The following is a 19,141-nucleotide window of genomic DNA, read 5'->3' as shown; positions in this document are numbered from 1 at the left end:
AGGGATGGCAGTATCAGCATGAATATTACAGAAGTGAATTGAAAAAGCATGGAATTATACAGTCAATGTCGCGTAAGGGCAACTGCTATGACAACAGTATTATGGAGACCTTTTTTGGTCGGATGAAAAATGAAATGTATTACGGAAGCGAAAAAGAATACACCTCGTTCAAGGTATTTGCTAAAGCAGTGAAAGAATACATTCATTATTTCAACAAGGAAAGGATTCAGAAAAAAACAAAATGGATGCCTCCCGAAATATATCGGGAAACATCCACTAATGCCATTTAACTAATTTATATGCGTCCAGTTTTTGGGGTACACATCAAACAACATTTTCCGCGGTTTTATCTTTTTTCGTCATTATTTAATCAATGTCCACTTGCTGCATACCTTGAGGCCTGATTCTTCCGGGACAAGGCCAGTAAGGGTAACAATGTCGAATAGATTACGGTCCTTGATTACAAACTGAGCTGCTTTGCTCTTTTTGATGACATCTGTAAAGTCAACCGTCAGCGTATTGTCACTGTAAGTGCAGACAATGTCATCCTTGCTGATGGTCTTCATATTGAAGACCGCATTGACAAGACTCATGATGAGGCGCGAGCCAAGAAGCTTTACGACAAGCTCACCAATCTTGTTCTCACTGACCGCAAAATCATGGATGCGGAAGCGCCCATAAGAAGCACTGCTCGTAAGGGCAAACGCTTCAATTCCTGCATCGATGGTGATGGTGCCATATTTTCCATGTTCCACGACAAGTTCCAAGAGTCCATCCTTGGCATAGTGGCAGCCGCCGAACCTAAACTCACTGTCCTTCATGGCTTCGCGGATCCCTTTTTCGAGATCTTCATAAGGAACAACAAGGGTCCCAGACCGCAGTTCATCCCAGGTCTGGGCCTCAATCCAGCGCAGGGCCATTTCCTTATAAGGCTGAAGGGCGAGACGGGCCTGCTCTGCTACATCACTTGCCGCATCCATTGCGGAGGCAAGCTTGCCTTTCGGTCCTTCCTTGCTGGACCGGATATCTTCCACCGCAGCCGTAACCTTATCCGTGGCCGTATCGGCAGCATTCTTGATTTTATCAAAAAGCGGACCTGCTTTTTCCTTCATCATATCCTTTGTTTCATCTCCTAAGGGAAGGTTCCTTGTCGGATCTTCCTTAAATTCCTTAAAACGCGCTATCCCTTCCTTGCGAGCGGCTTCAAAGATTTCCTTGATTCGGTCCATATCCTTGGGCTGGCCCGCCTTCAGCCAGGCATCAGCCGCCTTCCCTACACCATAGGTGATAGCAACAGCCATGGGTACCTGAAGCGGTGGGAATGGAATGAGGGTAAAGAGGGTCTGTCCCACAAAAGAAGCACCCAAAGAGCCAATGAGACCGGCAATGGCACCCGTTTCAAGTTCCACACCATACAGATCGCTTAATCTCGTAATCATATAGACTTCATTGGCCATAAGGGCAAGGGAGCCCAAGAAAGGGGTCATGACAATGACGCTGGCCCTTGCAGCACCCCAGCGGCAGATATATTCTGCTTCCTTTTCATAATCCACGGGCTGCTCGGTTTCAATAAGTTCTCCCTTGACGGCCTCCTTTTCCCTTTCTTCCAAGGGGCGGACATCGGTTTCCACCAGATCTTCCTGATCGACAGGGTCTTGGTGAGCCATCTGGTTCTTATCTTCCATCATTAAAAATCCCTCCTGACTGCTTTGCCAAGGAACTGCAGCTAAAAATGAACTTCCAAAGGCAAAAAATGGTCTTTTTATCATTATACCATATCAGTAAGGAAAAAATGTGACAAATAGGGACCTCTTCAAGACAGGCAGGCAAGCATTCCCACTATCCAGACACGACTGGATCTGCTGCCTATTCTTTTGTCAAGACCAATTTGGCAAAAAATCCATGCAGTCCAAAAAGATGAACACGCTTCCTATCTTTTTATTTTTAACGAACATATTTTTGATTTAGCTATTGAAAAACGAAATTTATCATGATATCATACAAACAAATAAACAGTAGTTCAGTTTTATGATGTATGAACGTGAGGTGGAATCATGATGATGAAACAGATGATTGGATCATTATTCGTGCTTTTGATTGGTTTTTTCCCCTTTGGAATCCTGCAGATGAACGCCGCTCCGTCTGCCTTTCTTCATAAACAGCAGGTCACCGTCTACACGGGTGACAGCCTTTGGTCCATCGCAAGCCGCCATACAGAAGACGGCGAAGATGTGCGAAACGTCATTGAACGGATCATTGATGCCAACAAGCTGGACCGCAAAGCAGCCCTTCAGCCAGGTCAGAAATTGATCATCCCTGTCCGAGGGGATAAAGACCAGAAACTGGCTTCAAACCAATAAAAAAGGCGGTCAAGAAAGGAGAAGATCCTTTTTTGGCCGCCTTTTTACGTTCTTTCCAGCTAAATGAATTATGGAACCGCCTCATCCATGATGGGGCCTTCATCTTTCTGCAGCAGACTTTCCTTGATACAAAAAGACAAAGAGACCCCCCAGCGATACACATATATAAAAACACGTAACGCCATCCGATGATGACTGGTTTATTCCTGAAGGCTTGGATCGCGGCGCTCTTCCACAGGTTTTTCAAAACGTTCCTTGACAAAGTCTGTCGCTAGCATCTTGACGTCATCAAGGGTTGCCACACCATGAGTCAGGTTCTTTTCAAGGAATGGCAAGACGCGCTTAATCTGTTCTTCCGTATCAATAATGGTAATGATTACAGGAAGATTGATAGCCTCCGAAACACTGATGAGAAGCCGCCGTTCCCTTCCGCGGACACGGCTTCCGTAGCCTTGGAGGCCGCGGAACACCGTGCAGCCAGCAAGTTTGAGTTTAGCTGCCTTTTCCAGCATGACTTTGTAGAATGGACGATCTCCACAGAAAAAGTCCTCTCCTACAAAAATTGTCAGTTTTTTTAATTCCAGAAATTCAGTTGCCATATTTGTCCCTCCAGCTCCTATGAAATACCCATACAAATAACCCACAACTGCCTTTATTTATCAATTCTATTGTAACAGAATTTGGACGGTCATGCAAAAGAAACGGCAGATAGCGGATCTTTCAGGACAACTTGGTCTTATCGCTTTGTTTCTTTTCTAACGCTTCAAGGGCCTTTTCCCGGCGTCGTTTCCGGAAGTAAACAGAGCCTAAGCCACCTAAGATCCCAATCAGGACAATCCAGCCTGCCGCTTTCATGGGATTGAGATAGGTCACGGAGGCATCAAGATCGGAATCCTCTCCCAAGGGCAGACGCCACATAAGGACCCGGCCATCCTCACTGACGCTCGTTGCATTGGCACTGTCGACGCGGGTCGGCAGCTTCAGGATGAAGCGCAGGTCAAACTGACCCATGATGCTGCGCAGGATCCCCGCCGTACGGGGATCTTTCATCGCCTCACGGGGGCTGAGCTGGACGGTCTTATGAACGCTCACCGTATCAAAAAGAAGCCCTCCATGATAGGTCACAACAGGCGCATGCCGTTCTGCTGGAAGGGCGGGACGCAGGGCCTTATCTTCGGACCCCGATCCAGCAGCCCCGTTATTTTTCACGGCATACTGGGCCGCATGGGACCAAGTTTCAAAGTCATAGGTCCGCAGCAGCTTGGATTCTTTGATGTCCGAAAGCTGGTTGTAATGACGATGGGCGACAAAGCCCTTATATTCACCTTCATCGACTTTTTGGACCGTATAGCCATCTTTTTTGAAGTCCTCTTCAAAAGTCTCTGCCGTTGGCTGCAGGATGGGGAGCGTGACAAGCTTGGCCGTAAGGTCCGCCGCTCCTAAGCGGGAAAGTTCTACCGTAATCTCTCCACGGGCGCATCCTGATAGGAGAAGGGACGCGGCAAGCGCCATAAGGATAAGGAACCGTTTCATCACAGGGCCCTCCCGGCAAACTTGTTTTTCGATAGGATGGCCACGGTCTCATCGCGCAGGACATTCTTGCGCACCTTGCCTAACGCTGTTTTGGGAAGGGATTCGACAAGAAAATACTCCCGCGGCACCTTATAAGGGGCAATGCGACCAATCAGATACTGGCGCAGGGCCTTCTTATCGATGGTCTCCCCTTCCCGAGGAACCACATAAAGACAGATGGCCTGGCCCCGCAGGGCATCAGGAATACCAATGACGGAACACTCCGCCACGCCAGGATAGGCACTTACAACTTCTTCAATTTCCCGCGGGTACACATTTTCACCGCTTGAAATGATCATGTCCTTGACGCGATCGACAAGGAAAATAAATCCATCTTCATCCATGTACCCTACGTCACCGGTATGAAGCCAGCCATCTTTTTCAATGGCCTTAGCCGTCGCATCCGGTAAGTTGAGATAGCCAAGCATGACATTGGGGCCCTTGACAAGAAGTTCTCCCCGTTCGAAATGAGGAACTTCCTCCCCATGGGCATTGATGATCTTTGCCTTGACGTGGGCAATGGTCGGACCAATGGAACCGACCTTTACCTTATGGGGCAGGTTGACGGAGACAACAGGCGAGGCTTCAGAAAGGCCATATCCCTCGAGGACAGGACGGCCGAACTTAAGGGCAAAACCGCGGGCAAGGTCGAGGCCCAGAGGCGCCCCGCCGCTGATGAAATAACGGACAGAATCGACAGAATCAAGATCGCGGCTCTCATGAAGGAGACGATATACGGCTGGCACGCCGGTAAACATCGTTACACCGTACTGCTTTACAAGCCGCATGGCGGCCTTGAACTGATAGACCGCCTGGATAACGATTCGTCCGCCGCAGAGCAGGGGACCGGCCACGCACACGGTCCAGGCAAAACAGTGATACATGGGAAGGACGCACAAGGCCGTATCTTCTGCCGTCAATGGAATCGATTCCATAAAATCACGGGCATTGGCGTAAAGGTTCCCGTGACTGAGCATGGCCCCTTTGGGTTTGCCCGTTGTTCCCGATGTGTAGATGATGGTCGATGGATCGGTTTCCGTAAGGGACACGGGCACAAATTCCTGCTCTGGCGCATGATGGAGCTCATCAAAGGTAATCTGCATCAGAGACGGAGCAGAAAGCTCCTGCAGCGGTTCTGCAAGAGGCAGCGCCTCCTTTACGACAAGAAGCTTCATCGCTGTATCCTTGACGATATAGGCAATCTCCCGCGGCACGAGCTGAAAATTGATGGGAACAATGACGCCGCCAGCCTTGATGACAGCAAAATAGGTGACAATGAATTCCAAACAGTTCTTGCTGACAAGACCGACACGGTCTCCCTTTTTTACACCTAGGGCTTCGAAATAAGCGGCCCAGCGCTCCACCAGATCCTGAAACTCACCATAGGTAACGCTGCGGTCCTGGTCGATGATGGCTTCCCGCTCCTTAGGATGATGGGCAAAAATATCGTGGAACAACATGGTTCTCCCTCCTTATAGCATAAAGGCAGGCCCCTATCTCCACGCCTTGCGGAAACAGGATGGAATGCTCCCCTCCCTTGCCTAAACACCTAAAAATGAATACAATGATAACGAATGGATTTTAAAAACATTGCAGAAAGAAGTGAATTGTTATGACAGAATTTCGGATTGGTTCCGCTGCTGAAGCAACGGTCATGGTCATGCACACAAACACAGCAAAAGCCATGAAGAGCGGCAGTCTCGATGTCTTTGCTACACCGGCCCTGGTTGCCCTCATGGAACAGGCTGCCTGCAACTTGGTAGAACCCCTCCTCGATGAGGATACGACAAGTGTCGGCATCAGCCTCAACATCTCCCATGACGCGGCAACCGCTGTTGGCCGCCAGGTAACCGCTAAAGCTGTTCTCGTCGGTATTGACGGGCGCAAGCTTTCCTTTAAGCTCACGGCTTCCGATGAACACGGAATCATTGGGCAAGGATCCCATGAACGTTTCCTGGTCAAAAAGGAAAAATTCATGAATAAGCTCAAAACAAGATACGACCGCTGATCAAAGGTTCCGCGTCAAGGTCTCCATAACCATAAGATTGCTGAGGACCCCGACCCCACCAGGAACGGGCGTATAGGCAGCAGCCTTCTTGAGCTTTGCCCCTTCAGAAATATCGCCCACCATTTTCCCATCAAGGGAAGAAAGCCCAATATCGACAAGGACGCAGTTTTCGCGAACCATATCTTCAGTGATGAAGTTTGGCTTGCCGACAGCACTCAAAATCACATCTGCCTGACTGAGAATGTTAGGCAGATTTTTTGTTTTGGAACGGCATACAGTGACTGTCGCATGGCGATCGACGAGCATGAGCGTGAGCGGACGGCCGACCACATCACCGTACCCCACCATGACGACCCGTTTGCCTACAAGGGGAATATGATAATAGTCAAGCAGGGCAATACAAGCCCGCGGCGTGCAGGGACCCCAAGGACTGATGCCCAGATAGAATTCCCCACTGTTCAAGGGATGGAGGCAGTCCATGTCCTTTTTGGGATCAAGGCAGCTCATGAGCGTCATCTGCTTGATTTGGGGCGGTACCGGCATAAGGGGCAGGATCCCCGTCACAGCCGGGTCATCGCTGAGAGCACGAAGGGAGGCCTCAGCCTCCTGTTGAGTCACGCTCTCGGGCAATTCCACATCCCGCGTCCTGACGCCCAGGCTTTCGGCGCATTTCAAAAGACTCCGCTTATAGACATGGGCTGGTGCATTGTTTCCTATGATAAAAGTGGCCAAGGTCGCTTCGCATTCGGAAAATTGGGAGACCAATTTCTCGCGAATTGCGTCAGCCACGGGCTTACCTTCAAGGACAAGCTGTCGTTTCACGTTGATTCATCCTTTCTTCAGGAACAAGGAGAGAAGACCTCTCCCTATAAAAAAGACTGCAACAGTTTCCTCCAAGAAGACTGCTGCAGTCTGATAAGAATCCACTTAATTTTATTCTACTACAAGGAGCACCACTGTGACAACGCTTTACCGGAACCAAACCGTTACAGCATCCCCTTCATTGAGGGTCGTCCCTGGCGGCGGGGATTGCTTGAAGCTGATTCCGCTGCCAATGGGCAGGAGCTGAAGCCCGCCCTTTTGAAGGATCTCCATCGTCTCCCGCAGGGACCAGCCGGCGAGGTTGGGCAGGCGAACTGTCTTTTCCCCACTGGGAGCAAGACTAGGCAGGGTTCCTTCCTTTCCTCCATCCTTTTCCGCAAGGGAATCCATGGTCTTAAGATCAGCCTTATTGCTCGGCTGGACGCCTTGAGCCACAAGGATCTGCTGCAGCGTGTCGCGGAAAATCGGCGCTGAGACCTGTGCCCCATAATAGGCACCCTTTGGAGAGTCAATCATGATGATCATGGCATAGCGAGGATTATCACTAGGCACAAAGCCTACAAAAGAAGCAATATAGACACCGGGGATATACCCGCCTTTAGGAGAAAGCTTTTCTGCAGTTCCCGTCTTGCCTGCAATCTTGTAGCCTTTGATCTGGGCCGATTTGCCGCCCCCTTCAGAAACAACCTTCTCCATCATGGCCCGCATCTGGGAAGCAACTTCCGGCGTAATGACCTGCCGGTCTACTTGGGTCTTATTTTCCTTGATGACCTTACCATCAGGTCCGGTCACTTTCTTTACGACATAAGGGCGGACGAGGTTCCCCCCGTTTGCAATGGCGCAGATGGCCCGCAGCATCTGAAGCGGTGTGACGGCAATCCCCTGACCGATTCCCATGGTGGCAACGTCAGAGGGGACCATGTCCTTCGGATTATAAAGGATTCCCACTTCTTCGCCCGGTACATCCGTTCCCGTAGCCTCGCCAAAGCCAAAGCGCTTGGCATACTCGGTTTCCTTTTCTCCGCCGAGCTTGAGTCCTAGAGAAGCCATGCCCGTATTGACGGAGAACTTGATGATATCCTCGAACTTGATATTGCCCAATCCACGGCCGTCCCAGTTACGGATGCGCCGGCCGCCAACGTCGATGGATCCTTCATCATGGAAGGGTGTATCCGGCGTAATGATCTTTTCCATAAGACCGGCCGAACCCATAATGGGTTTAAAGACAGATCCAGGCTCATAAATGATTCCTACACCGCGGTTCATATAGGCCTCGCTGGAGGCGTCGGCAAAGTGATTGGGATCAAAGGTCGGCCGGCTTGCCATCCCCAGGATTTCTCCCGTATTGGGATCCATAAGGATTGCCGCGGCGCTTGCCGCCTTTGTCTTTTTGATGGCGTCGTCAAGTCCGCGCTCCAAGATGAACTGCATGCGCGCATCAATGGTCAGCTGTACAGTATTCTTCCGCTGGATCTGGACCTCATTCAAACCGGAGGGTCCAATGAGGTTGCCCTTGGCATCCGTGTAATTGGTCTGCTTTTCCTTGACGCCGCGCAGATAAGTATCCATGGAAGCTTCCACGCCCTCAAGTCCTTTATCATCGATTCCAACAAATCCGATGACTTGCGCTGCAAGGTTATCTTTGGGATAATACCGTTTACTTTCCTCAATAAAATGGAATCCAGGGATCTTTTCTTCGTCCAACACCTCAGAGACTTCCTTAGCAACATGGGGATCCAAGGTCCGTTTCACCCAAAAGAACATATGCTGCTTATCGGTAAAAAGCTCCATGAGCTTTGAAGCGGGCATCTGCAGGATAGGGGAAAGGCGGTTGGCAGCGACTTGACGCACATCGCGAACCGGCATCTGGCCCTTTGGCCAACGGTCAGGATCATCAACCAGTTCCTGAGGATTGACGGCAAGTGACCGGGAAACAACACTTACGGCCAGTTCTTCCCCATTACGGTCTACAATGCTCCCACGGGGGACAATTTCAAGGTTTTCCCCACTGATTTGATTCAAGGCCCAGTGGGCAAGAAAATCCTTTTGGACGAACTGCAGGTTCACAAGCTGCAGGATAATGGCACCGACAAATAAGACCATAGCAAGGCACAAGACGCGGCTACGCCGCTGACCGCGCTTCAAAGCACCGCGATCCCTTTCCAAGGTTAGGATCCGGCGACTGTGTTCATGCGCGGCAGACGCTGAAAAAGCGTGGTCATTATCCAGGGACTGCCGGTTCCTTCGTCCCGATGGACGGTTCCACTGAGGAAAGGAAGGACCCTCAGTCGCCTTTTTTTGTTTCTTTCTGCGGAAAAAATTGAAAAATGAAAGCTTCATTTTTTCCACCTGTCTTTCTGATAGCGCGGCGTTCCCACAAAGGGAGGCCGCTGTGAATGGCGGAGGGGCAGAGTCGGCGGGGCTTCCTTTTCTTCCCGACGCACTTCGTCATGATAGACAGAGAAAACAAGCCCCATAGCAAGGAGTGTCGTGACAAGACTCGTTCCCCCATAACTAATAAAAGATAGCGGCACCCCAATGACGGGCAGGATTCCGCAGACCATAGCCATATTGGCAAAGGCCTGTCCAACGATAAGGAAATTGGCGCCCATGACAAGGAGAAACCCTTGATGGTCGCGCGTCCGGCGTGCGACCGTATAGATTACATATCCAAGCATGAGAAAAAGGACAATGAGGACGAACGCGCCCAAAAAACCGTGTTCCTGACAGAATACGGAAAAAGCAAAGTCCGTGTGGGCTTCAGGAAGATAAAAATATTTTCCCAGCCCCTGGCCAGGCCCAAGACCGCCAAATCCACCACTGCCAATGGCCACCTTTGACTGGACCATTTGGTAGCCGAGACCTTGGGGATCTCGGAAGGGGTCAAGCCATACATAAATGCGATTCAGCCGGTAGGGAGCAATGACAACACCGACTACGGCCCCCACCGCACCGATAAGGATTGTCCCGATGACCATGAGGGTCGGCAGTCCGGCAAGAATATAGAGAAAAAAGGCAATGGCAATCAAAATAGCACTGGTTCCCATATCAGGCTGCTTGAAAACAAGGAGGCCGATGATCACCACAGCAAAGGAAAAATGATTCACAAGAGAGGGTTTCTTCCCCTGTTCCATGACCTTCCCGAGGTAAGCGGCACCTAAAAGGATGATGGCAAGCTTTGCCAATTCCGAAGGCTGGAAACTGACAGGGCCAAGGGACAGCCAGCGTTGGGCGCCTTTAGCCGTATGACCGGCCAGATCGACGGCAACGAGCAAAACGATATTGATAAAAGCAATCGCCATTTCCGCCCTCCGTCCCAGGAGTTGATGATAGTCCATTTTCCAGCCCAACCATCCCATTAAAATCAGGCCGATGACTCCAAAAAGAAGATATCTTGCGATATAGCCGCTAAAATACCCTTTTCCATAGCCCATCATAGCAAAACTGGCACTATAGACATTGAGGGCGCCGGCAATCATCAGAGCCATGACGAGGATCACCATCGCGATTTTAGGATTTTTGAAGATGCATTTCTCCTTCATCATCCGATTCCTTTCCCACTAAAAAACAACTTCGCAGAAATTGATATTCTTTCCCAAGGCACTGAAGCGCTGTTCGTACTCTGTCTGTGCTTCGTTGAGGATCTCCGTGTGGTGGAGGTCCCTGCTTACGGTGAGAAGGGGAAGGCCAAATTCCTTGAATTCTTCCAAGGAAAACTCAAAAAGCGCATCGTTATCGGTCTTGAACCGCAGATGCCCCGCGGGTTTTAGGATTGTCTTATAAAGAGCAAGGAAACTGCGGTAAGTAAGGCGTCGTTTTGCATGACGAGCCTTGGGCCAGGGATCGCTGAAGTTGAGGTAGAGCCCTTCCACTTCCCCTTTTTCGAACCAGTCAAGCAGATGGGCCGCATCAGCCCGCAGAATACGGGCATTATCAATTTCCTGATCCCGCAGTTTTTTCACAGCATAGTAACAGACATCCCGCTGGGTTTCAATGCCAAGGTAGGCATTTTCGGGATGAAGCTGGGCCATTTGGCTGATAAACTGCCCCTTGCCACAGCCAATTTCAAGGTAAAGGGGTTTATCGCCCAGAAGGGCGCGCCATTTTCCCTTGTATGCCTCGAGACCGTCCTCGAGCAGTTCTTTTCCTTTATAGTCTTCCAAGGCCTGGGATATCCAGGGCTTTTTTCGTAAACGCATGGGTCTGGGCTCCTCCTTAGGGTGATCTGCTCCTGGCTTTTTGCAGCCTTTTACGAGGCATTCACAAAAAGCACGAAAAGATGCGTTTTGTCGATGGCAAAGCGCACCTTTCCCGGGACAGATGCGTCCCTATAATGTCCTTGATTTATTTTTTGGGACCTAGGTCGTATTTTTTCAAGTAGCGGTAAAGTGTCACGCGGCTGACTCCGAGCATAATGGCCAGTTTGCTGATGTTGCCACCGGCCTGTTTCCAGCTTGCAACAAAGGCATCCTTATCATGCTTCCAGGATTTTTCAATGCGGTGTTCCCCAGGCAGCTTGATATGGCTGGCGTCGATGACACTGCCTGCCGTATGGAAGAAGGCCTGTTCAATGACTCCCTGGAGCTGCTTGATATTGCCGGGCCAGTGGCAGCTGTTGAGGAGTTCCATGGCCTCGTGGGAAAGCGTCTTTGTCGGCATGCTGTGACGGGCCGCCATTTCCGTAAGGATATGGTTGGCAATGACTTCCACATCTTCCACCCGCTCCCGCAGGGGCGGTACCCGGACGACGGTGCCAATGACCAGTTCATAGAGGCTCTTGGAAAAGAGGCCTTTATCGGTCAGACGTTTCAAGTTGGAGTCACAGGCCGCAATGATGCGGACATTGAATTTCCGGCGAACGCCTGTCTCCTTGTTGAGAACACCGTTTTTCAAAGCATCAGCCAAGACATCGCCCAGCTTCGTCGGGAATTTTTCCACTTCATCAAGGAAAAGCGTTCCCCCATTGGCCAGTTCCAAACTGCCGGCTGCCAGATGGCCCGTACCATCGGTCTTGCCAAAAAATTCTTCTTCCAGTTCCTCTTCCGGTCCTTCGTGACCGCGCACCGTAATGAGCGGAGCCGCAGCCCGTGGACTTGCCTGATGGATACCGTGGGCAAGACGCTGCTTGCCCGTACCCGGTTCGCCTTGGAGCAGGATGTTATTATCCCCGCGGGCGACGCGGGCGGCCTTATGCTGCAGGGCCTGGAACTCGCTGGAATTACCGACCATACTGTAAAGGCTGTAGCGGGAACTGTATCCCGTGGCGTGGGCAATGGTGGTCTTCAAATCCTCGATGGACATGGTGATGACGACGACACTGTCGACACGGCCGCTGTTATAGACGGGCAGGACGCTCGTCACATCTTCATAGGTACGGTCCTGGGTAATCCACGTGATTTCCTTACGGATCGTCTTCTTGCCATCAAAACCTTTTTGTACAGGAATATGTTCATAGTTCAGGAAGACATCTTCCATACGGGCCCCCTCATCCATGCGCAGACGGGCCCGGTCATTGGCGTAGCGCAGGGAGCCATCCCGGTTGACCCAGAAAATAGCTGCAGGGATGTCTTCGGAGATGATGTTGCAGACCTTCCAGTATTCAATCATCTTGAGGTAATTTTCGACGGAATACTTCATGGTCATGAGCAAGCTGAGCAGGATGTCATAAGGCAGGTCATTCTGGTCCAGGCTGAACATGGACAAAAAGTATCGATTCTGTCCATCCACACTGATGGGGGCGGAGCAGGCATCACCGGAATGGCATTCGCGGACCCACATTTCCGGTCCGAACATCAGGAAGGGAACATTGTGGCTGCGGGCCACAGAAAGGCTCGACGTACCACAGTCCTCTTCGAGCACACGCATGCCCTGAATATCATCAATGCTCCGCTGGAAGAACGGCAGGGCATAGTTTTTGAGGACATACCCCTTTTCATCAACGATGATCATGGACAGGTTATGGGAGTTAAAATACTGCTTATTCTGTTCAAAAAGTCCATCCACATAAGTCAGGACATCTTTATGCAGCTCCAACTGCCGGGCCAATTCATTGGCCGAAAGGCGCACCCCATTAGCCGGCATGGTCTCATGGTTCTGTTTACGGGCATCGCAGCGACGCCACGACTCAGCGACCCACGGATGGACATTGGGATCGATGATGCCCTCTTCAATGAACTTATTATAATAACTCGTCAATTTTTCCTTATTGCGTCGTTCCCTAATCATGAACTTCCTCCCTCAACTTGTTAACGATAAGACCGATCCCCAGAAACAAGGACCCGTTTGGCACCGTAATAACGGGACCGCCAATACGGCTCGGAAAGGCTGCACAGACGGACCCCTTTCGACGAAGTCGCACTCCAGAAAAGCCCATTGCCCGCATAGATTCCTACGTGAGAAGCCCCCGGTTCATAGGTCGTAAAGAACACCAGGTCGCCGGGCTTTAGCTGCCGCATGGTCACGAAAAGACCTTTTTCATACTGAAGGTCTGCCGTTCTCGGCAAGTCAGCCTTATGTTTCTTGAAGACGTACTGGACAAACCCCGAACAGTCAAAGGCACGCGGCGTTGTCCCGCCAAAACTGTAAGGGACTCCCTTATATTTGGAAGCGGTCCTTACCACATCTTTGCCCTTGACGCCATGGATTCCCTCTTTTTCAAAAGCAGCTTCATTGATGCGGAAATAGGTCTTATCATCCACCTTCCCTGTAACGGGCAACTTATGGGTCTTTTGGAAGATCCGCACCTGCTTTTCCAGGTCCCGGGAATATTTTCCCGTCAGCGGTGTCTTAAGGCCAAGGGTGTTCAGCTTGGTTTGGACGGTCTTGACCTTCCATCCCTTATCCCCGACTTTGAGGGGGGCATTCTTCTTTGCCGCAAAGCCCAGCGACACCGGCAGGGCAATCATAGCAACGAGAAATGCCGTTAACAGTCTTCGCATTTTCATTTATAGACGCCTCTTTCCTAAAAGCTAGCTGAAAGGGGGAGCTCTCCCCGATGGTAAAAAGGCCAACTGCCTCTTGAAATCTCCTTAATACTCCATATTAGTATAAACTTCCCAATCCGTCAATTTCGAAAGCTTTCCAATGGAAACATCCAGTTCCTGAAGCAAGCGGTCCCGGTCCTTGGGCAGCGTGCCCTTGAGGGGAACATAATTGGAAATATGATTGCTCCTAAAAAGACAGTGCCGATTCGGCGGCAGCTCAATATGGCTGAGGAAGGTCCTCACTTCTTCGGCCAAGCCACAAGGCGAAAGCAGCTCAAATTTGCCTTCTTCAAACTCCCTTAACATCTGCGTTCCTTTATATAGACGCAGCGTCAGGACACTCAGCATGTCAGGCTGAATCTGGGATACTGCATATGCGGTCTTAAGGGCATGACGTGCAGACCCCGCCGCGCCGCCGAGACCAGCAATGACCATCATGGACAGCTTCATGCCGCTTCGTACGACTTTCTGCCCGGCCGCGATGGATTCTTCGGCGGTTACCCCCTTTTGAATCTGCTGCAGGAGCTGCGAGTCCCCTGTTTCAAGGCCAAAATAAAGCATCTTGAGTCCAGCTTCTCGGAGACGCAGCAGCTCCTCATCGCTCTTGCGGAGGATATCCTTTGGCCCCGCGTAGCTTGTGACGCGCTGGAGATTGGGAAAGGTCCCGTACAGGCGGGCCAAAAGAGCAAGGAGCTTTTCCGTCGGAAGGACAAAGGCATCTCCGTCAGCAAGGAAGATGCGCCGTACTTCATCGCCGGCATAGTGGGCGGCCATGGCAATCTGCCGGTCCACAGCCTCGTCCGTATAGACTGAGAAGGGAACGTCCTTATACATGGCACAAAACGTGCAGCGATTGTGGGCACATCCCCGAGTGACACGAAGGATGAAACTGTTTGCTTCACTGGGGGGCCGGAAAACCGGCGTCTCATAATCATCAAAGTACAGTCCAAACACGAAGATTTCCTTTCTCACACAAAAACTCTTCCAATAAATATAGTCAGTATATTCAAAGCATTATCGCAATTCTTACAGCTGTACAAGTCCACCTGTATCGTGTTCATTATTATAAACTATTTTACACTTTTTTACATTACGTTTTGTAAACTTTTTGAGAAAAATTTTCCATTATAAGGGATATCTTATCCACAGGAGACTTCCTCCTTCTACTTGTAATTTACTTCTTAACCATATATAATTTTGTTTTGAAGTTGAACATGAAAGGTTAGAGGTGAACTACATGTCTACACAAGAAGCAACTTTTATGGGTGGTGTCCATGTACCTCCCAGCAAGTCCTTGACTGACAAAGTGGCCATCGAAAGATGTCCCGCACCTGACATGGTCTACATTCCTCTCTCCCAGCATATCGGCGCACCGGCCAAGCCGGTCGTCAAGGCAGGAGATAAGGTAACCCTAGGTCAGGTCATCGGTGAGGCAGGCGGTTTCGTCAGTACCAACATCCATGCCAGCGTCAGCGGCACGGTCCTGCGCATTGAAAATCGTTACATGCCCCAAGGGACAATTTCCCAGTGCGTCGTCATCAAGAACGACAAACTCGATACGCCCTGCGAAACCATCAAGGAACGCAGCGACGAGGAAATCACGCCGGATGTCATCCGCACGGCCTTGCGGGAAGGCGGTTCTGCCGGTCTTGGCGGGGCAACGTTCCCGACAGCGGTCAAGTACGCGCCTCCGAAGGAAGGGGCCCGTCCTATTGACACGATCCTGTTAAACGGCATCGAATGCGAGCCTTTCATTACGGGTGACCATCGCATCATGCTCGAATGGGCTGATGAAATGATCCAAGGCCTGAAATATTTCATGATGGCCTCCGGTGCCCAGAAAGGCATCATCGGCATCGAAGACAACAAACCCGATGCCATCGCCCTTGTTAAGGAAAAAGTCGCTTCCGAACCGAATATCGAAGTCTGCGTCTGTGCAGAAAAGTATCCGGAAGGTTCCGAAAAACACCTGATTTACGCGGCCACCGGTCGTACGGTTCCTGACCGTGGACTGCCTGCCGATGTCGGCGTCATCGTCGACAATGTCGGGACTGCGGTTGCCTGCTACCGTATGGTGAAAAAGAACATTCCTCTATATGAACGCGTCACGACCATCAGCGGTGACGGCGTCAATAAACCGGGCAACTACATCTGCCGCCTGGGCACGCTCTACAGCGATGCCGTGGAACTGGCTGCCGGCGGACTCAAAGGCACTCCGGGCAAGTTCATTTCCGGCGGGATGATGATGGGCTTTTCCACGCCGAGCCTCGATTACCCCATTGCTAAATGGTCCGGTGCAGTCCTTATCTTCAATTCCGAATCTCCTTTTGCTCAATATGTCGAACCCAGCCCCTGCGTCCATTGCGCTCGCTGCGTCGACGCCTGCCCCATGAAGCTGGAACCGACGGAAATCGTTCAAGCCGTCAAACGCCAGAACTGGGAAGAAGCAGAACGGTTCTCCTGCCATGCCTGCGTCGAATGTGGATCCTGCGCCTTTGTCTGCCCTGCCCACATTCCTCTGGTCCAGTACATCCGCATGGGCAAACAGTTCATCAGGGGAAAAGGCCATGGCGGTCACAACCCGTTCTATAAACTGGATAAATAATTACGCGAAAGGACTGGATATTGATTATGGAACCTATTAAAGAGCCTACGCCATTGGTTCTTGTCACCTCCTCCCCGCATATGCACTGCGGGCTGACCATTGGCAAGTCCATGAGAGAAGTCATGTTGGCCCTTGTACCGGCTATCATCGCTTCTGTTTATTACTTCCGCATGAGCGCCGCCATTGTCATGGTGACTTGTGTTGTTTCTGCCATTGTCTTTGAAACCATCTGCAATAAAGTCATGCACAAGCCCAACACCGTACAGGACGGCAGTGCAGCCCTGACGGGCCTGCTCCTTGCGATGTGCCTGCCAGCCTCCATGCCGCCCCTGTTTGCGGCCATGGGCAGCATGTTCGCCATTGTTGTCGGCAAGGCTGTCTTCGGCGGTCTGGGCTGCAACATCTTCAACCCGGCCCACATCGGCCGTGCCATCCTACTAGCGTCCTTCCCGCAGCAGATGACAAACTGGGTTCTTCCGGCTACAGCAGCTGCTTCCGACGCAGTCAGCACAGCCACCCCGCTTGCTGTCATGCGGGCTACGGAAAAGATCTGGCAGGCCGGCGGTGCCGCCAGTGCGGCCAAGCTTCCTGACCTCATGAACCTTTTCTGGGGCAATGTCGGCGGCTCCCTCGGTGAAACCTGTGTACCGGCCCTCGTACTTGGCGGTCTTTACCTCATCTACAAGAAACTCATTGATTGGCGTATCCCTGTCTTCTATCTCGTCACCGTGGCCATCCTGACGGGTGTGTACGGTGCCGTTATGGGCTATCCCAGCACCTTCCCCCTGTATCATCTGTTTGCCGGCGGTCTCATGATTGGTGCCTTCTTCATGGCAACTGACTGGGTCACGAGCCCGATTACCAAAAAAGGCAAGATCATCTATGCCATTGGCCTGGGTGTCCTGACCTCCCTGATCCGTCTGCGTGGCAGCTACACCGAAGGCGTCTGCTATTCCATCCTGATGATGAACATGGTCACCCCGATGATTGACCGGTTCGTCCGGAACGTATCCTTCGGAGGAGGTCTCAAAAAATGAGTAATTTCTTCGTAAAACTGACATCCACCCTTCTCATCACCTGCGCTGCCAGTGTTGCCCTCGTTGCCGGCGCTCATGAAGGGACCAAGGAAATCATTGCCAAAAAGCATGAAGCTGATACAAAAGCAGCTTACAAGCAGGTCCTCCCTGACCTGGGCGACCTCCAGAAGGAAAAGGCCCCGGGAGACCTCATCAGCGATATCCAAAAATCCAGTAAAGGCGGCAAAGCCAACGGTTATATCTACACTGTCGATCCCAGCGGGTACGGCGGCAAGATCAAACTCATGGTCGGCATCGACGCCGAGAAAGGGACCATTACGGGCATCAAGGTCCTGAGCCATTCGGAAACCCCGGGTCTGGGTGCCCGCAGCACCGAACCGGAATGGCAGGCTCAGTTCAAAGGAAAATCCCTGAAAAATGACCTTGTTGTCACCAAACAAGATCCCACGAAGGACAATGACATCCGTGCCATCACGGCTGCCACCATCACTTCGAGAGCGGTCGTTACAGGCGTTAACGCGGCACGCGACCACTACATGAAGAATTTTGCTAACGGAAAGGGCTGATCGGCATGCTGTCAGATTTGACAAAAGGTATCATTAAAGAAAACCCGCTGTTTGTCCAGCTCCTGGGTGTTTGTCCCTCCCTGGCAACAAGCGGATCTTTGGAGAATGCGGTCGGTATGGGCTGTGCTTTTACCTTCGTCCTGTTCTTCTCCAACATCATCATTTCCCTGATCCGGAAACTCATTCCCGATCAGGTCCATATCCCGGCTTACATCGTCGTCATCGCATCCCTCGTAACCATCCTGGAAATGCTGATGAACGCCTTTGTTCCGGCCCTGTATGAATCTCTGGGTGTCTTCGTTCCCCTGATTGTAGTTAACTGCATCGTTTTGGGCCGTGCAGAAGCTTTTGCCTGCAAACACGGCGTTGTTTCCTCCGCCCTTGATGCCATTGGTATGGGCATTGGCTTTACTTTCGCCCTGAGCCTCATTGCCCTCTTCCGTGAACTCATCGGTTCCGGCAAACTCTTTGGTCATGTCGTGCTTGGCAGTGCCTACACCCCGGTCCTCATCTTCATCCTGCCGGCAGGTGCCTTCCTGACCATGGGCTTCGTCTTTGCTATGGTTAACTACTTCCGTCAGAAAGGAGATGCTCGTTAATGGGAGACAGTATCTTTGGAATCTTATTCAGTTCCATCTTCGTCAGCAACATCATCTTATCCCGGTTCCTGGGCATGTGCTCCTTCTTGGGCGTTTCCAAGAACTTCAATAACTCCCTTGGCATGGGGGCAGCCGTAACCTTTGTTATGCTTCTTGCTACCATGCTTTCCTATGCCCTGTACCACCTCATCCTGGTCCCCTTCGATCTGACCTACTTGAAGACCCTTGTCTTCATCCTGTCCATCGCGACCTTGGTCCAGCTCGTTGAAATGTTCATGAAAAAGACGATGCCCGCCCTTCATAAGGCCATGGGGATCTACCTGCCCCTGATCACCACGAACTGTGCCATCCTGGGTATCGCCCTTATCAACGTTGAATCCAACTATAACTTCCTGCAGTCTGTTGCCAACTCCATCGGCACGTCCCTGGGTTACACCATGGCCATCCTGCTCTTCTCCTGCATCCGCGAAAAGCTCAATGAGGATATGATCCCCAGCTGCTTGAGAAACCTGCCGATTGCCTTGATTACGGCCGCCTGCATGTCCATCGCCATGATGGGAATGAGCGGTATTCATTGAGTTAGGAGCTG

General features: G+C 51.2%; 19 protein-coding genes. 8 read left to right on the top strand and 11 right to left on the bottom strand.

Translation table 11 applies throughout. The features are described 5' to 3' along the window. On the top strand, positions 1 to 290 hold a 290-nt coding region (locus tag H503_RS0102535; RefSeq protein ID WP_026385416.1), incomplete at its 5' end, for an IS3 family transposase. Positions 291 to 362: 72 nt separating this feature from the next. Here the strand turns inward: H503_RS0102535 and H503_RS0102530 are convergent. Beyond that, on the bottom strand, positions 363 to 1,688 hold the full coding sequence (locus tag H503_RS0102530) for a hypothetical protein (RefSeq protein ID WP_016459833.1): 1,326 nt from the start codon (positions 1,686 to 1,688) through the stop codon (positions 363 to 365). Positions 1,689 to 2,054: 366 nt separating this feature from the next. Between H503_RS0102530 and H503_RS0102525 the strand changes: the two genes are divergently transcribed. Further along, positions 2,055 to 2,360, top strand: a complete 306-nt coding sequence (locus H503_RS0102525; protein ID WP_009015062.1) for a LysM peptidoglycan-binding domain-containing protein — start codon at positions 2,055 to 2,057, stop codon at positions 2,358 to 2,360. A 200-nt stretch (positions 2,361 to 2,560) separates the two neighbouring features. Here the strand turns inward: H503_RS0102525 and H503_RS0102515 are convergent, their stop codons facing one another. From H503_RS0102515 to H503_RS0102505, 3 genes are all read right to left on the bottom strand, one after another. Continuing rightward, a complete protein-coding gene (locus H503_RS0102515) occupies positions 2,561 to 2,959 on the bottom strand; it encodes a DUF190 domain-containing protein (RefSeq protein ID WP_014128062.1) in 399 nt (132 codons plus the stop codon). Between the two features lie 121 nt (positions 2,960 to 3,080). Further along, positions 3,081 to 3,893, bottom strand: a complete 813-nt coding sequence (locus H503_RS0102510; protein WP_014128061.1) for a hypothetical protein — start codon at positions 3,891 to 3,893, stop codon at positions 3,081 to 3,083. Continuing rightward, positions 3,893 to 5,392, bottom strand: a complete 1,500-nt coding sequence (locus tag H503_RS0102505) for a class I adenylate-forming enzyme family protein (protein ID WP_009015065.1) — start codon at positions 5,390 to 5,392, stop codon at positions 3,893 to 3,895. Before H503_RS0102505 ends, H503_RS0102510 begins: the two co-directional genes overlap by 1 nt. Before the next feature lie 152 nt (positions 5,393 to 5,544). Between H503_RS0102505 and H503_RS0102500 the strand changes: the two genes are divergently transcribed. Further along, entirely contained in the window at positions 5,545 to 5,940 is a 396-nt protein-coding gene (locus H503_RS0102500) for a thioesterase family protein (RefSeq protein WP_009015066.1), read from the top strand. Here the strand turns inward: H503_RS0102500 and H503_RS0102495 are convergent, their stop codons facing one another. The 7 genes from H503_RS0102495 to H503_RS0102465 all read right to left on the bottom strand — a co-directional run bounded on the left by H503_RS0102495 (position 5,941) and on the right by H503_RS0102465 (position 14,690). Beyond that, a complete protein-coding gene (locus H503_RS0102495; RefSeq protein WP_009015067.1) occupies positions 5,941 to 6,762 on the bottom strand; it encodes a bifunctional 5,10-methylenetetrahydrofolate dehydrogenase/5,10-methenyltetrahydrofolate cyclohydrolase in 822 nt (273 codons plus the stop codon). Positions 6,763 to 6,909: 147 nt separating this feature from the next. After that, the gene (locus H503_RS0102490; protein WP_022227209.1) at positions 6,910 to 9,102 is read right to left on the bottom strand and encodes a penicillin-binding protein; all 2,193 of its coding nucleotides are present in this window, start codon (positions 9,100 to 9,102) and stop codon (positions 6,910 to 6,912) included. Beyond that, on the bottom strand, positions 9,099 to 10,307 hold the full coding sequence (locus H503_RS0102485) for an FtsW/RodA/SpoVE family cell cycle protein (protein ID WP_021736723.1): 1,209 nt from the start codon (positions 10,305 to 10,307) through the stop codon (positions 9,099 to 9,101). Before H503_RS0102485 ends, H503_RS0102490 begins: the two co-directional genes overlap by 4 nt. 15 nt (positions 10,308 to 10,322) lie before the next feature. After that, entirely contained in the window at positions 10,323 to 10,961 is a 639-nt protein-coding gene (gene trmB, locus H503_RS0102480) for a tRNA (guanosine(46)-N7)-methyltransferase TrmB (protein WP_009015070.1), read from the bottom strand. Positions 10,962 to 11,106: 145 nt separating this feature from the next. Next, complete coding sequence (locus H503_RS0102475) at positions 11,107 to 12,987, bottom strand: sigma-54-dependent Fis family transcriptional regulator (RefSeq protein ID WP_009015071.1); 1,881 nt, start codon at positions 12,985 to 12,987, stop codon at positions 11,107 to 11,109. A 20-nt stretch (positions 12,988 to 13,007) separates the two neighbouring features. Beyond that, the gene (locus H503_RS0102470; RefSeq protein ID WP_016459837.1) at positions 13,008 to 13,706 is read right to left on the bottom strand and encodes a C40 family peptidase; all 699 of its coding nucleotides are present in this window, start codon (positions 13,704 to 13,706) and stop codon (positions 13,008 to 13,010) included. An 84-nt stretch (positions 13,707 to 13,790) separates the two neighbouring features. Then, positions 13,791 to 14,690: a radical SAM protein gene (locus H503_RS0102465; RefSeq protein ID WP_009015073.1), complete on the bottom strand. Its 900-nt coding sequence runs from the start codon at positions 14,688 to 14,690 to the stop codon at positions 13,791 to 13,793. A gap of 292 nt (positions 14,691 to 14,982) precedes the next feature. Between H503_RS0102465 and rsxC the strand changes: the two genes are divergently transcribed. From rsxC to H503_RS0102440, 5 genes are read left to right on the top strand one after another with little or no spacing between them, the layout of a single operon-like run. After that, positions 14,983 to 16,350 carry an electron transport complex subunit RsxC gene (gene rsxC, locus H503_RS0102460; protein ID WP_016459839.1) on the top strand — a complete coding sequence of 456 codons (1,368 nt, stop codon included), beginning with the start codon at positions 14,983 to 14,985 and terminating at the stop codon, positions 16,348 to 16,350. Between the two features lie 26 nt (positions 16,351 to 16,376). Then, positions 16,377 to 17,387, top strand: coding sequence for an RnfABCDGE type electron transport complex subunit D (locus H503_RS0102455; protein WP_009015075.1), 1,011 nt, complete (start codon positions 16,377 to 16,379; stop codon positions 17,385 to 17,387). Then, the gene (locus tag H503_RS0102450; RefSeq protein WP_009015076.1) at positions 17,384 to 17,953 is read left to right on the top strand and encodes an RnfABCDGE type electron transport complex subunit G; all 570 of its coding nucleotides are present in this window, start codon (positions 17,384 to 17,386) and stop codon (positions 17,951 to 17,953) included. Before H503_RS0102455 ends, H503_RS0102450 begins: the two co-directional genes overlap by 4 nt. Positions 17,954 to 17,958: 5 nt before the next feature. Beyond that, a complete protein-coding gene (gene rsxE, locus H503_RS0102445; RefSeq protein WP_014128056.1) occupies positions 17,959 to 18,552 on the top strand; it encodes an electron transport complex subunit RsxE in 594 nt (197 codons plus the stop codon). After that, entirely contained in the window at positions 18,552 to 19,130 is a 579-nt protein-coding gene (locus H503_RS0102440; protein WP_009015078.1) for an electron transport complex protein RnfA, read from the top strand. The genes rsxE and H503_RS0102440 overlap by 1 nt, the downstream gene beginning before the upstream one ends. Positions 19,131 to 19,141 lie beyond the last annotated feature (11 nt).

Source organism: Acidaminococcus intestini DSM 21505 (genome assembly GCF_000425045.1).
GTDB lineage: Bacteria > Bacillota > Negativicutes > Acidaminococcales > Acidaminococcaceae > Acidaminococcus > Acidaminococcus intestini.
The sequence above is the reverse complement of the archived record's forward strand: the minus strand, read 5'-3'. Positions and strand labels throughout refer to the sequence as shown.